General features: G+C 55.3%; 12 protein-coding genes and 5 tRNA genes. 10 read left to right on the top strand and 7 right to left on the bottom strand.

Annotated features, from left to right (window positions below):
- The first annotated feature begins 111 nt into the window (after positions 1–111).
- Positions 112–795, top strand: coding sequence for a GntR family transcriptional regulator (locus E0L35_RS05800; RefSeq protein WP_027958131.1), 684 nt, complete (start codon positions 112–114; stop codon positions 793–795).
- 2 nt (positions 796–797) lie between these two features.
- On the opposite strand, the gene glcC is transcribed toward E0L35_RS05800, so the two are convergent.
- Complete coding sequence (gene glcC / locus E0L35_RS05795) at positions 798–1,577, bottom strand: transcriptional regulator GlcC (RefSeq protein WP_035537821.1); 780 nt, start codon at positions 1,575–1,577, stop codon at positions 798–800.
- A 205-nt stretch (positions 1,578–1,782) separates the two neighbouring features.
- Between glcC and glcD the strand changes: the two genes are divergently transcribed.
- From glcD to E0L35_RS05775, 4 genes are all read left to right on the top strand, one after another.
- Positions 1,783–3,282 (top strand): glycolate oxidase subunit GlcD, encoded by a 1,500-nt coding sequence (gene glcD, locus E0L35_RS05790; protein ID WP_027958133.1) that lies wholly within the window; start codon positions 1,783–1,785, stop codon positions 3,280–3,282.
- Positions 3,283–3,356: 74 nt separating this feature from the next.
- Positions 3,357–4,451, top strand: a complete 1,095-nt coding sequence (glcE, locus tag E0L35_RS05785; RefSeq protein ID WP_022522233.1) for a glycolate oxidase subunit GlcE — start codon at positions 3,357–3,359, stop codon at positions 4,449–4,451.
- Between the two features lie 14 nt (positions 4,452–4,465).
- Positions 4,466–5,698, top strand: a complete 1,233-nt coding sequence (gene glcF / locus E0L35_RS05780; protein ID WP_027958135.1) for a glycolate oxidase subunit GlcF — start codon at positions 4,466–4,468, stop codon at positions 5,696–5,698.
- Positions 5,699–5,783: 85 nt separating this feature from the next.
- Entirely contained in the window at positions 5,784–6,188 is a 405-nt protein-coding gene (locus E0L35_RS05775) for a heme-binding protein (RefSeq protein ID WP_022522231.1), read from the top strand.
- A gap of 110 nt (positions 6,189–6,298) precedes the next feature.
- On the opposite strand, the gene E0L35_RS05770 is transcribed toward E0L35_RS05775, so the two are convergent.
- From E0L35_RS05770 to E0L35_RS05745, 6 genes are all read right to left on the bottom strand, one after another.
- Positions 6,299–6,375 (bottom strand) — tRNA-Asp (locus E0L35_RS05770).
- A gap of 77 nt (positions 6,376–6,452) precedes the next feature.
- A tRNA-Val gene (locus tag E0L35_RS05765) sits at positions 6,453–6,528 on the bottom strand.
- A 66-nt stretch (positions 6,529–6,594) separates the two neighbouring features.
- A tRNA-Asp gene (locus E0L35_RS05760) sits at positions 6,595–6,671 on the bottom strand.
- A 40-nt stretch (positions 6,672–6,711) separates the two neighbouring features.
- A tRNA-Asp gene (locus E0L35_RS05755) sits at positions 6,712–6,788 on the bottom strand.
- A gap of 73 nt (positions 6,789–6,861) precedes the next feature.
- Positions 6,862–6,937: transfer RNA gene (locus E0L35_RS05750), tRNA-Val, on the bottom strand.
- A 71-nt stretch (positions 6,938–7,008) separates the two neighbouring features.
- Positions 7,009–7,776, bottom strand: coding sequence for an alpha/beta fold hydrolase (locus E0L35_RS05745; RefSeq protein WP_027958136.1), 768 nt, complete (start codon positions 7,774–7,776; stop codon positions 7,009–7,011).
- Positions 7,777–7,940: 164 nt separating this feature from the next.
- On the opposite strand from E0L35_RS05745, the gene ccoN reads away from it, so the two are divergent.
- From ccoN to ccoG, 5 genes are all read left to right on the top strand, one after another.
- A complete protein-coding gene (gene ccoN, locus E0L35_RS05740) occupies positions 7,941–9,365 on the top strand; it encodes a cytochrome-c oxidase, cbb3-type subunit I (RefSeq protein ID WP_022522229.1) in 1,425 nt (474 codons plus the stop codon).
- A 19-nt stretch (positions 9,366–9,384) separates the two neighbouring features.
- On the top strand, positions 9,385–9,993 hold the full coding sequence (gene ccoO / locus E0L35_RS05735; RefSeq protein WP_022522228.1) for a cytochrome-c oxidase, cbb3-type subunit II: 609 nt from the start codon (positions 9,385–9,387) through the stop codon (positions 9,991–9,993).
- 3 nt (positions 9,994–9,996) lie between these two features.
- A complete protein-coding gene (locus tag E0L35_RS05730; RefSeq protein WP_022522227.1) occupies positions 9,997–10,221 on the top strand; it encodes a CcoQ/FixQ family Cbb3-type cytochrome c oxidase assembly chaperone in 225 nt (74 codons plus the stop codon).
- Positions 10,218–11,147: a cytochrome-c oxidase, cbb3-type subunit III gene (gene ccoP, locus E0L35_RS05725; RefSeq protein WP_027958137.1), complete on the top strand. Its 930-nt coding sequence runs from the start codon at positions 10,218–10,220 to the stop codon at positions 11,145–11,147. The genes E0L35_RS05730 and ccoP overlap by 4 nt, the downstream gene beginning before the upstream one ends.
- 221 nt (positions 11,148–11,368) lie before the next feature.
- A complete protein-coding gene (ccoG, locus tag E0L35_RS05720; RefSeq protein ID WP_009287409.1) occupies positions 11,369–12,805 on the top strand; it encodes a cytochrome c oxidase accessory protein CcoG in 1,437 nt (478 codons plus the stop codon).
- The last annotated feature ends 3 nt before the right edge of the window (positions 12,806–12,808 follow it).

Raw genomic sequence — 12,808 nt, 5'->3', positions numbered from 1 at the left:
GATCATATACACAATAGCCACTATACGAATACGGCATCGTGCTCAAATCGATCCAGGCGGTCTGGGTAGCTTGGCAGTAAACCGAGCGCACCACTGACAAGGAACTAACTAATGACAAAGATACTGCAACGCAATTTGTATCGTGAAGTGGCCGATAGAATTGGCGACCTGATTGAGCACGGAGAGCTTGCCCCCGGTGAACGCATTTCTGAAAAGCAGCTGTGTGACCGCTTTGGCGTATCGCGCACCCCGCTGCGCGAAGCACTGAAAGTGCTCGCCACCGAAGGGCTAATTGAGCTGCTTCCCAATCGTGGCGCACGCGTGGTACGGCTAACCCTGAAAAACGTTAAAGATACTTATGACCTGATGGCGGCACTGGAAGGCCTGTCGGGTGAGCTTGCCTGTCAGCATATTAGCGACGCTGAAATTGCTGCCATTCGGCAACTGCACAATACGATGCTAGAGCACTACCGCAACCGCGATTTAATGCCTTATTTCCAGGTTAACCGACAAATTCACGAAAGCATTCTGGCAGCCTCCAATAACGATGTACTGCAAGAAATGTATAGCAATTTAAGCCAGCGCGTTAAGCGCGTTCGTTACTCCAAGAAAATGACCGAGCGCTACTGGAGCCAGGCGGTAAAAGACCACGAAAATATGATGGCGGCACTGGAGAAGCGCGATAGCCAATTGCTCGGCCAAATTCTCCGTGACCATCTGTGCAACAAGATTGAAGCGGCCACCTTAGCGGGCGTGATTGACACAGAAGACGATAAGAGTGTGGCCAATAGCTAAAACTACTGCCACTCTTCAAGGCGCATGGAGGAGCGTTCTAGCCGTTCATGCTCCTCTTCTAAATCGCGCAGCAGTTGGCTAATGCTGGAGAGGTGCTCTAGTGCCACCTGTTCTGCCTGCTCCGCCTCGCCGTTGACTACGGCCTCATGCAACTGCGCATGCTGCTGATTGATCATCGTCCTGGGGGCAGGCAAGTGATAAAGGTGCTTGACCGAGGCAAACACCGAGCTGAGCAGTAAATCGGTCAGGCTCTGCAGTGTATGCACCAACACCGGGTTGTGGGACGCCTGGGAGACCGCCAGGTGAAAGGCGTGATCAAGTCGCGCTAGACGCTCGACATCAATGCTTTCTGCACTTTCCGCGTAGTCGGCCATTTCGCGATAGCGTCGAGTGATCAGCACCCGATCGGCGGATGTGCCGCGGCTCGCGGCTAACCGCGCCGACTCCCCTTCCAGCAGGGCGCGCACTTCTAACAGATCAAACAGCGTGCGCGGGTGATCTTTAAACAGATGCATCAATGGGCTTTGGTTACCCACCGGCAACAGCGTCGCGACCGTCGAGCCGTGGCCCTGGCGGGTATCGATAATTCCTTTACTGCGCAGAATTCTCAACCCCTCACGCAGCGAAGCACGTGAGACGCCCAGCCGATCACACAGCCGCCTCTCAGAAGGAAGCAGTTGGCCGGGCCGAAAAACGCCATCAAGAATTAAACGCTCAAGCCGGGTAGCCACCTGATCCGGCATTCGCAGCCCGGGTGACAAGGCTTGATTCTCCTCTGGCATGTTAGCTCTCCTGATGGGCTTTATGTCCAGCTTGCCAGTACTTAACCCAGTACTAAACAAAGAAGACAACACAGTCGACTAATTACTGGTCAGACCAATGCACCACAGCCTAGACAGGCGGGTAAAAAAAGCCCAAATTGAGGCCATGTTATCTACAGACCGTTTTAGCATTTACCTTTAACGATAATAAGCATGGGATGTCTTAATGAATATCCTCTTTGATGAGCGCCTGGACGGTGCACTGGTTCGGCGCGATAAAAGCGAAGTCTTAACCGACCTGCAGCAAGCCGTTCCTGATATGACGCTGCTGCATCGCGAAGAAGACCTGCGCCCCTTTGAGTGCGATGGGCTGGCGGCCTATCGCGTGCTGCCGATGCTGGTGGCGCTGCCTGAAACCTTTGATCAGGTGAAAGAGCTGCTCAAGCGCTGCCATGCGCTTGGCGTGCCTGTGGTCACTCGCGGCGCGGGTACTGGACTTTCCGGCGGTGCGCTGCCGCTGGAACAGGGCGTACTTTTAGTAATGTCGCGTTTTAACCAAATTCTCAAAGTCGACCCTGAGGCCCGCTTGGCGCGAGTTCAACCCGGTGTGCGCAACCTGGCGATTTCCGAAGCAGCTGCGCCTTATGGCCTTTACTACGCGCCGGATCCCTCCTCACAAATTGCCTGCTCTATCGGTGGTAACGTGGCCGAAAACGCCGGCGGCGTACACTGCTTAAAATATGGCCTAACGGTGCATAACGTGATGCGCGTCGATGTGCTCACGATCGAGGGCGAGCACATGACGCTGGGCGCTGAGTCTTTTGATGCGCCAGGCTTTGACCTACTGGCATTGATGAACGGCTCTGAGGGCATGCTCGGCGTGGTCACCGAAATTACCGTCAAGCTACTGCCCAAGCCGGAAACCGCCAAAGTACTGATGGCAAGCTTCGACGATGTCGAGAAAGCCGGTCGCGCCGTCGGTGATATCATTGCCGCAGGCATTATTCCTGGTGGCCTGGAGATGATGGACAAACTCGCCATCAAAGCCGCCGAGGATTTTGTCAAAGCTGGCTACCCCCTCGATGCCGAGGCGATTCTACTCTGCGAACTGGATGGCGTTGAAGCCGACGTGGACGACGACTGCGACACCGTTCGCCGCGTACTGGAAGCCGCCGGGGCCACCAATATCCAACAGGCCCGGGATGAAGCCGAGCGCGCCAAGTTCTGGGCTGGGCGTAAGAATGCCTTCCCTGCAGTGGGCCGTATGTCACCGGATTACTACTGCATGGATGGCACCATCCCCCGCCGAGAGCTCCCCCGCGTGCTGAAAGGCATTGCCGCACTTTCAGAAGAGAGTGGCCTGGCGGTGGCCAACGTGTTCCACGCCGGCGATGGCAATATGCACCCGCTGATCCTGTTTGATGCCAATAAAGAAGGCCAGTTGGCGCTTGCCGAAGAGGTGGGCGGCAAGATTCTTGAGCTATGCGTGGCCGCGGGCGGTTCGATCACCGGCGAACATGGCGTTGGGCGCGAAAAGATCAATCAAATGTGCAGCCAATTCCAGGCGGATGAAATCAGCGTTTTTCATGCCTTGAAGGCTGCCTTTGATCCACAGCGACTGCTTAACCCCGGAAAGAATATTCCGACGCTGGCCCGCTGCGCCGAGTTTGGTGCTATGCATGTGCATAATAACGAACTACCGCATCCGGAGCTACCGCGCTTCTAGCAGCGAGCCAAGCCGAAGCTAAGACAATAATTAGCCAAAACGAATAATGGAAAAGACCAATAGTGGGAAAGACCATGACCGAACGAGCGATTGCTGACCGCGATATCGCTGATGCCCTGTGTGAACAGGTACGCAGCGCCTATGACGCACGCACACCGCTTCGCATTGTAGGCGGAGATACCCGCGCCTTTTATGGCCGACCGGTGGAAGGCCAAGCACTGCAGATGGCCGAACATAGTGGCATTGTGAGCTATGACCCAGTGGAACTGGTAGTGACCGTGCGCGCTGGCACTCGGCTTAGCGACCTGCAGGAAGTACTGGCAGAGAAACACCAAATGCTGGGCTTTGAGCCGCCCATGTTTGGTGAAGCGTCTACCATTGGTGGTGCCGTGGCCACCGGCCTCTCTGGCCCACGCCGTCCCTGGGCAGGCGCAGTCCGTGACTTTGTGCTGGGCACGCGAATAATCACCCAAGAGGGTAAACTCCTCCGCTTTGGCGGCGAAGTGATGAAAAATGTCGCCGGTTACGACCTGTCGCGCCTGATGGCAGGCGCTCAGGGCACGCTCGGCGTATTGACCGACATCTCCTTTAAAGTGCTGCCTATTCCCACCGCGACTCACAGCCTGCGCTTAACCATTGGGCTGGATGAGGCGCTTAAAAAACTCGCCGAACTGGGCCGAAAACCGCTACCGATTACCGCCGCCGCTTGGCACCACGGCGAACTGTTTTTGCGCTTGGAAGGCGGCAAAAGCTCTGTGGCCGCAACCCAGGCAAGTCTAGGTGGCGAGCCACTTGATGCCAACTTCTGGCAAGAACTACGCGACCATACTCACGCATTTTTCACCTGTAGCGCCGACCAATCGCTGTGGCGGCTGTCACTACCGCCCAACACCGCGCCGCTGGCGCTGGATATTCCCGAGGCCGATATTTTTTACGACTGGGCGGGCAGCCAGCGCTGGCTGAAAACCACCTTGGATGCCAGTACCCTGCGCGATGCCTGTAGCGCAGTAGGCGGCCACGCCACTTGCTACACACCTCAGCTCCAGGGCGGCGCCGCAGATCCATTCACACCGCTCAATGCAGTGGTCGAGAAATATCATCGCAATCTAAAGGCGGAGCTGGATGCCCATGGCATTTTTAACCCCGGTCGTCTTTATGCGGCGTTTTAATCAGGAGAGCTGACATGCAGACGCACTTTACCGATGCCGACCTTCAGAAGCCGCATATTCAAGAAGCAGATCGCATACTGCGCACCTGCGTGCACTGCGGTTTTTGTAACGCCACCTGCCCGACGTACCAGTTGTTAGGCGATGAGCGCGATGGCCCTCGTGGGCGTATCTATCTAATGAAAGAGCTGCTGGAGAGCCGCGACGATGACGATCAGGTAACCGATGAGACGCGCCTTCATCTTGATCGCTGCCTTACCTGTCTTAACTGTGAAACCACCTGCCCTTCCGGCGTGGAGTACCACAAGCTGCTCAACATTGGCCGTGCCGAAATTGAGCGGCGCGTTCCTCGCCCGGCAGGTGAGCGGGCCCAGCGCTATGCGCTGCGAAAAATGATGGTCGAGCCCAAACGTTTCCAAGCGCTGCTAAAGCTGGGGCAAACCTTTAAACCACTGGTGCCTAGCAAGCTGCGTAATAAAATGCCCGCAGCGCCGATAGATGCAGGCGCACGCCCGGATGCCAACCGCCATACCCGGCGGGTATTGATACTGGAAGGCTGCGTTCAGCCGGGGCTATCACCCAATACCAATGCTGCCACCACGCGGATTCTTGATCGGCTTGGTATAAGCGTAACGCCGGTGGCTGAAGCGGGCTGCTGTGGCGCCGTTGATTTCCACCTTAATGCCCAGAACGATGGCCGTGCACGCATGCGCGCCAATATTGATGCCTGGTGGCCGTACATTGAGCAAGGCACCGAAGCCATCGTTCAAACCGCCAGTGGCTGCGGCGCCTTTGTCAAAGAGTATGGTTACATGCTCAAGGATGACCCTGACTACGCCGTTAAAGCGCAAAAGGTGAGCACTCTAGCCAAAGATATTGTCGAAATCCTGCGAGATGAGCCGCTGGACGCCTTGAACGTTAACGCATCGCAACGACTGGCGTTCCACTGCCCCTGTACGCTGCAGCATGCCCAAAAACTTAACGGTGCGGTCGAAGGCGTGCTGGGCAAGCTTGGCTTCGCGCTAACCCCGGTGCAGGATGCGCATCTTTGCTGCGGTTCGGCGGGTACCTATTCGATCACCCAACCCGAACTGGCCACCCAACTGCGCGACAATAAGCTCAATGCGCTGGAGGCCGGAGACCCAGAGATGATCGTGACGGCTAATATCGGTTGCCAAACCCACTTGGCGGGCGCCAATCGCACTCCGGTACGCCACTGGGTTGAGATCGTCGATGCAGCGCTCACTTAACGCTTCACCACTAACCCTTAACCCCAAGCCGCGCAGGTTTTAACAGCGCGGCTATTTTCACTCCTCCCTTAACAAGGATTCAAACATGCAAACAAAAGCCATTCTCGCTCAGAGCGATGTGATCAACGTACTCGACGCCGCTCAGAAAGAGGCTGACAGCAACAGCTGGCCGGTGACCATCGCAGTAACCGACGACGGCGGCCACCTGTTAGCGCTGCGGCGTTTGGATGGCGCAGCCCCTTTCAGCGCCGAAGTCGCTACGCAAAAAGCGCGCAGTGCGGCGCTAGGTCGTAAAGAGACCCAGGTGTTTGAAGAGATGATTAATGGCGGCCGCACTGCGTTCGTCACCGCACCGCTGCAAGGCCTGCTTTCAGGTGGCGTGCCGATTACTGTTGACGGTCATGTGGTAGGTGCCGTGGGCATTTCCGGCGTAAAACCCGACCAGGATGTGCAGGTTGCCAAAGCAGGCGTTGCCGCGATTACGGGCTAACAGCTGCAACTTAAGATGCAGACATACGAAAAAGCCCGGATCAATGATCCGGGCTTTTTTTGAATTCGTTCGGCCAATGCCGATATATTGCTAACAACTCAAATGCTTAATGGCGGACCGGACGAGACTCGAACTCGCGACCTCCGGCGTGACAGGCCGGCATTCTAACCGACTGAACTACCGGTCCACGTTAAAGCACTTTTAAAACAACCATCGAAGCTAACATTTATAAGCGGTTCAGAGGCGCTTCCAAAGGGTAGACGATGGTGGGTGGTACTGGGTTCGAACCAGTGACCCCCAGCTTGTAAGGCTGGTGCTCTCCCAACTGAGCTAACCACCCAATCCATTGGTAAATAATTGCTGTGCTTACCAACTTTTTCTTACCAGCTTAGCTTAGCAGTTATCGTGGCGGACCGGACGAGACTCGAACTCGCGACCTCCGGCGTGACAGGCCGGCATTCTAACCGACTGAACTACCGGTCCGAATTGCGATAACAACTATTAGCAGACGTTGATTTGATGATGGCGGACCGGACGAGACTCGAACTCGCGACCTCCGGCGTGACAGGCCGGCATTCTAACCGACTGAACTACCGGTCCGTTATGCACATCAAATACAGGTCGTACTAGGTACTACTTTCACACTTCCAGACCATCTTTCAAAAACTTAAGATGGTGGGTGGTACTGGGTTCGAACCAGTGACCCCCAGCTTGTAAGGCTGGTGCTCTCCCAACTGAGCTAACCACCCGCTGGTCACGTGGCGCTGCATTCTACAGAAGGCTTACCGAATGTCAACATGCCGCGTTTAAAAATCGTATTCTAAACCAGCGCGTTACTCTCTTGCGTAAGGCCTGTGCCATGAGCGCGGACGAAGGATGCCGCAACTTGGGTAGCCTCGTCAATCAAAACCGTTTGGGTCAGGCCAGAAAATCGCCGCGGCTTAAAGTCATGGTCGCCATCCGTCAGCCAAGCAAGCTGCGCGTTTGGCGGCAGTATATAGCCGGCTACCTCGTCTCGAGTACCGAAAGGATCACGCTCACCCTGTAAAATCAGCATGGGGCAGGCAATCTTGGGCCAGTGATCCAAACGAAGCTTGTCAGGCGCTTTAGTAGGATGAAATGGGTAACCTGCTATCACTACACCCGGCGCAGTGCCCTTGCATGGCTGTTCACTGGCAAATAGGGTCGCCACTCGGCCGCCCATCGATTTGCCTCCAATCCATAGCGGTTCGTCAAATAGGTCAGCAAGTAGCGCATACCATTGGGCAAACTGATCAAGGGTCTGGGCGATAGGCGGCGGCGGTCGACGTTTGCCGGTTTCCTGCATCTGCTGCATATAGGGGAAATCAATACATAAAACCTGAACACCCTGAGCCGCCAGCGAGGTGACAAATTGACGCATGAAGGGTGACTGCTGACCAGCCCCTGCGCCATGGGCAAACAGCAACCGACCTAGCTTGGCGTGACCATGAACAGTTAACGGCCCCATGCCCTGCACCAGAAAGGCGCCATTTGGCTGGCGCTTAAGCGTCTCTTTTAACCCCTTGGGAGGCACCTCGATATACCCAGACAAAACGTAATGTGACACCTATCGCTCCTGATAATTCAGTCTTTAACCAATTGGTGTGTTCAGGTTAAGCCCTGGCTGCGCTAGAATCTTGGTCGGATCTTGACCTGCATCATCAAGCGGGTGGTCGCACCCGTGCAAAATGCCACGGGTTACCCCCTAACCGCGTTCGATGGGAACATGACATGAGCACAGCATTTGAACACCCGACCTACAACTACAAGGTGGTTCGGCAGTTCGCGATTATGACCGTTGTGTGGGGCATTGTGGGAATGACAGTGGGTGTCATCCTCGCCTCGCAACTGGTTTGGCCGCAACTGAACCTTGGCCTACCTTGGACTAGCTTTGGGCGCCTGCGTCCGTTACACACTAACGCCGTAATTTTCGCCTTTGGCGGTTCGGCGCTCTTTGCCACGTCGTACTACGTTGTCCAGCGTACCTGTCAGACACGGCTTTTCTCTGACAAATTAGCGGCCTTTACCTTTTGGGGCTGGCAAGCGGTCATTATCTCAGCGGTAGTGTCCCTGCCCATGGGCTACACCACGACCAAGGAGTACGCTGAGCTTGAGTGGCCGATCAATATTTTGATCGCGGTCGTATGGATCAGCTACGCCATTGTGTTCCTAATGACGATCAAAAAACGCACCACGTCGCACATTTATGTGGCGAACTGGTTCTTCGCGGCGTTTATTTTGACCGTTGCGGTGCTGCATATCGTCAACAACGCGGCCATCCCAGTGACCCCCATGTACTCCACCTCGATCTATGCCGGAGCAGTGGATGCGATGGTGCAGTGGTGGTATGGACACAACGCGGTAGGCTTCTTCCTAACTGCAGGCTTCCTGGGCATGATGTACTACTTCGTGCCGAAGCAGGCTGAGCGTCCGATCTACTCCTACCGTCTTTCAATCGTCCACTTCTGGGCATTGATCATGATCTACATGTGGGCAGGCCCTCACCACCTGCACTACACAGCGCTGCCGAACTGGGCACAGTCGCTGGGCATGGTTATGTCGATCATCCTGCTGGCTCCCTCCTGGGGTGGCATGATCAACGGCATGATGACCCTGTCAGGAGCTTGGCATAAGCTGCGCACGGACCCCACGCTACGCTTCTTGGTGGTTGCTCTGTCGTTCTACGGCATGTCTACCTTTGAAGGCCCTATGATGGCGATTAAGACCGTCAACGCGCTTTCGCACTACACTGACTGGACCATTGGTCACGTTCACTCTGGTGCGCTCGGTTGGGTAGCGATGATCACCATCGGCTCGATGTATCACCTGATTCCGCGCGTCTTTGGTCGCACTGAAATGTACTCGATCAACCTGATCGCCGTGCACTTCTGGCTGGCCACGATCGGCACCGTGCTATACATCGCCTCCATGTGGGTTAACGGTATTCTGCAAGGCTTGATGTGGCGTGCGATCAACCCTGACGGCACCTTGATGTACACCTTTGTTGAAGCCGTTGAAGCCAGCGCACCGGGCTACTTTGTTCGCTTAATCGGCGGCCTCTTCTGGGTCACCGGCATGCTGATCATGGCGTTCAACGTTTACATGACCGTTAAGCGTCGTGAGGCCATCAGCCATTCAGCGCCACAAGCTGCTTAAACCGGGGAAGTTGAGACCAATGAAACACGAGATTGTCGAAAAGAACGTTGGCCTGCTTGCCGTGTTGATCCTTGTCGTGATCAGTTTCGGCGGCTTGGCGGAGGTGGTTCCACTGTTTTTCCAGAAGCAGACCACCGAGCCGGTTGAAGGCCTGGAGCCGCTGTCAGCCCTGGAGCTGGAAGGCCGTGACATCTATCGCCGCGAAGGTTGCGTGGGCTGTCACTCGCAAATGGTGCGCCCGTTCCGTGCGGAAACCGAGCGCTATGGCCACTACAATGTGGCGGGCGAGCAGGTATATGAGCACAACTTCCTATGGGGCTCCAAGCGCACCGGTCCAGACCTGGCGCGTGTTGGCGGCCGCTATAGCGATGACTGGCACCGTGCTCACCTCTACAACCCCCGGGATGTAGTCCCTGAATCGGTAATGCCGGCTTACCCCTGGCTGTTTGAAAACACCCTCGATGGTGATGCCACTCCCCAAAAGATGCGTACGCTGCGTCAACTGGGCGTGCCCTATACCGACGAAGATATCGCCAACGCTACTGACGACGTACGCGGCACCCAGGAAATCACGGCCCTGGTCGCGTACTTACAGCAGCTCGGAACCGTGCTCGAGGGCACTCGCTAAGTTATGGATACGGGAACTTTTCGCGGTCTCATCACGCTGATCTTGATTTTCGCGTTTATCGGTATTGCCCTCTGGGCGTACTCCAAGCGACGCAAGCCAGATTTCGACGAAGCGGCTAATTTGCCCTTTGCAGACGACGATGAGCAACCGACCAGTGACAAGCACGCTTCGCGTGAACGCGACAGCGAAGCGCATTCCCGCGACGACAGGGGAGATAAGAATATATGAGTAATCTATGGGGTGACTCCCTATCCGGCTTCTGGAGCGCCTGGATCATTATCATTACGCTGGGCACGATTGCGCTGAGCGTATGGATACTGCTGGCCAACCGTCGTACCGATAAAACGCCTGACACGGACGGTAACGTTGAAACCACCGGCCACGCCGCCGATGGCATCGAAGAGTATGACAACCCGCTGCCAAAGTGGTGGTTCCAGCTTTTCGTCATAACAGTAATTTTTGCACTGGTCTATTTGGTACTCTATCCCGGCCTGGGCAACTACGCAGGTATCTTTGGTTGGTCGCAGGAGGGTCAATGGGAAGAGGAAGTGGCTCAAGCCGAAGAGCGCTTCACACCTATTTTTGCCCAGTACCAGGAAGTACCCATTCCTGAGCTTGCCGAAGATCCGGAGGCGATGCAGGTTGCCGAGCGTGTTTACCAGAACAACTGTGCGGTGTGTCACGGCTCCAACGCTCAGGGCGGTTATGGCTTTCCCAACCTGACCGACGACGATTGGCTATACGGCGGTGAGCCAGAAAATATTTTGACCACTCTCAATAATGGCCGTAACGGCCTAATGCCCTCCTGGCAGCAACTGGGTCAGGAGAATATTGAGAACCTGACGCAATACGTACTTTCGCTGTCTAATGAAGAACATGACGAGGCGCAGGCTGAACAGGGCGAAAGCACCTTTATGGCGGTGTGTGCTGCCTGCCACGGCCCCAGCGGCACGGGTAACACGGCTCTCGGCGCACCCAACCTGACCGATAACACTTGGCTTTATTTGGCACCCGGCCAGGAAGTCGGTGACTCTATCCGTCAAACGCTGCGTAACGGCCGTAACGGTCATATGCCTGCGCAAGCGGCCTATATTGGTGAAGAGCGTGTTCATCTGGTTGCCGCCTATGTGTATAGCCTGCGCTTAGCGGACTGATTGACCGCTGACAGATAGCAGTTACCGTCAGCAACGCTAGCCAAGCAAGGGTGCGGCCCCAAACCGCACCCTTTCTTTATACCCAACCCGATACAATATTAACGAAACACATAAGACCGCGACTAAGCATCATATTTAACAAAGCACTTCCTTTAATTGAGCATTTCGTCTAGTTGAAGAAAGGTGCCACCTCTCCTGCCTTCTGAGCCGGGAATATCGCCATGGAAAAGATACCAAGCCAAGACGTCACGCCGAATCCGGTGGGACATCACGTTCCCTCTGAAACGGTTACCCAAGAAATGTACGCCAAGCGGCGACACATTTACGTGCGCGAAATTAAAGGCGTTTTCCAAAAGCTACGGCGCAGTGCCAACTGGGCGTTAATGCTGGCATTTTTTCTTTTACCGTGGATTAACATCGGTGGTCGGCCGTTAATTCTATTCGACCTGCCTAACCGTGAATTCCATATTTTTAGCGCCACATTTTACCCGCAGGAGTTCATCCTGCTGTCATGGCTGCTGATTATCTGCGCCTTTGGGCTATTTTTTATTACCGTTTTTGCGGGTCGGGTCTGGTGTGGCTACACCTGTCCGCAAAGCGTTTGGACATTTCTATTCATTTGGCTTGAACACCGTATCGAGGGCTCGCGCAATCGGCGCATCAAACTCGATAACCAACCGATGACCGCCGACAAAGCTTGGCGCAAGGGGGCTAAACACACGGCCTGGCTGCTCATTGCCCTCGCCACCGGCATTACCTTTGTGGGTTACTTCACGCCGATTCGTGATTTAGTGACAGAGCTCCCCACCCTTGAAGCTCACGGCTGGTCCTACTTCTGGGTTGGTTTTTTCCTGGTATTTACTTACCTCAACGCGGGCTGGCTGCGCGAACAGGTGTGCATCTACATGTGCCCCTATGCGCGTTTCCAATCGGTCATGTTTGACCGCGACACATTGATCGTCTCCTACGATGAATCACGTGGCGAACCCCGAGGCCATCGCAAAAAAAACCTAAGCCATTTAGAAGCCCGCGAGGCAGGCTATGGCGACTGTATCGATTGTGACCTTTGCGTGCAGGTCTGTCCTACTGGCATCGATATCCGCGATGGACTGCAGTATGAGTGTATTACCTGCGCCGCCTGTATCGATGCCTGCGATAGCGTGATGGATAAAATGGGCTACCCGCGAGGTTTGGTGCGCTACACCACCGAAAATGCCCTGGAGGGCAAAAAGAGCCATATCATGCGCCCACGCCTGCTCGGTTATTTCGCCGCCCTGGTGCTGATGGTGGGCACCTTTGCCTGGGCCATTAACGACCGTATGCCGCTCAATTTTGATGCTGAGCGCGAGCGCACCCAGCTCTACCAAATGACCCGCGACGGTCAGATTAGCAATGTATTTAGCCTGACCATTCGCAACCTGGATGATCAAGACCACACCTACCAGCTAAGCGTTGCAGGATTGCCCAGCCTCACTCTAGACAGCAGTACTATTAGCGTACCCGCGGGGGAGTCGCGCTTCGAAGCCGTCACCGTGACCGCCGATCCCGACGATTTACAGCAACCCAGCCACCCCATTGTATTCACGCTGCAGGCTCAACAGGATGCGGATATTCGTATCGAGCGCGAAACCAGCTTCCTGGGCAATATTAGGAGATAAGCA

This window comes from Halomonas sp. ATBC28, from assembly GCF_005937175.1.
Lineage (GTDB): Bacteria > Pseudomonadota > Gammaproteobacteria > Pseudomonadales > Halomonadaceae > Vreelandella > Vreelandella titanicae.
Note: the sequence above shows the minus strand (reverse complement) of the source record. Positions and strands in the feature narration are given on the sequence as shown.

Coding starts and splice junctions, on each gene's coding strand:
- E0L35_RS05800 (WP_027958131.1), top strand. CDS start 112: ATGACAAAGATACTGCAACGCAATTTGTATCGTGAAGTGGCCGATAGA.
- glcC (WP_035537821.1), bottom strand. CDS start 1,577: ATGCCAGAGGAGAATCAAGCCTTGTCACCCGGGCTGCGAATGCCGGAT.
- glcD (WP_027958133.1), top strand. CDS start 1,783: ATGAATATCCTCTTTGATGAGCGCCTGGACGGTGCACTGGTTCGGCGC.
- glcE (WP_022522233.1), top strand. CDS start 3,357: ATGACCGAACGAGCGATTGCTGACCGCGATATCGCTGATGCCCTGTGT.
- glcF (WP_027958135.1), top strand. CDS start 4,466: ATGCAGACGCACTTTACCGATGCCGACCTTCAGAAGCCGCATATTCAA.
- E0L35_RS05775 (WP_022522231.1), top strand. CDS start 5,784: ATGCAAACAAAAGCCATTCTCGCTCAGAGCGATGTGATCAACGTACTC.
- ccoN (WP_022522229.1), top strand. CDS start 7,941: ATGAGCACAGCATTTGAACACCCGACCTACAACTACAAGGTGGTTCGG.
- ccoO (WP_022522228.1), top strand. CDS start 9,385: ATGAAACACGAGATTGTCGAAAAGAACGTTGGCCTGCTTGCCGTGTTG.
- E0L35_RS05730 (WP_022522227.1), top strand. CDS start 9,997: ATGGATACGGGAACTTTTCGCGGTCTCATCACGCTGATCTTGATTTTC.
- ccoP (WP_027958137.1), top strand. CDS start 10,218: ATGAGTAATCTATGGGGTGACTCCCTATCCGGCTTCTGGAGCGCCTGG.
- ccoG (WP_009287409.1), top strand. CDS start 11,369: ATGGAAAAGATACCAAGCCAAGACGTCACGCCGAATCCGGTGGGACAT.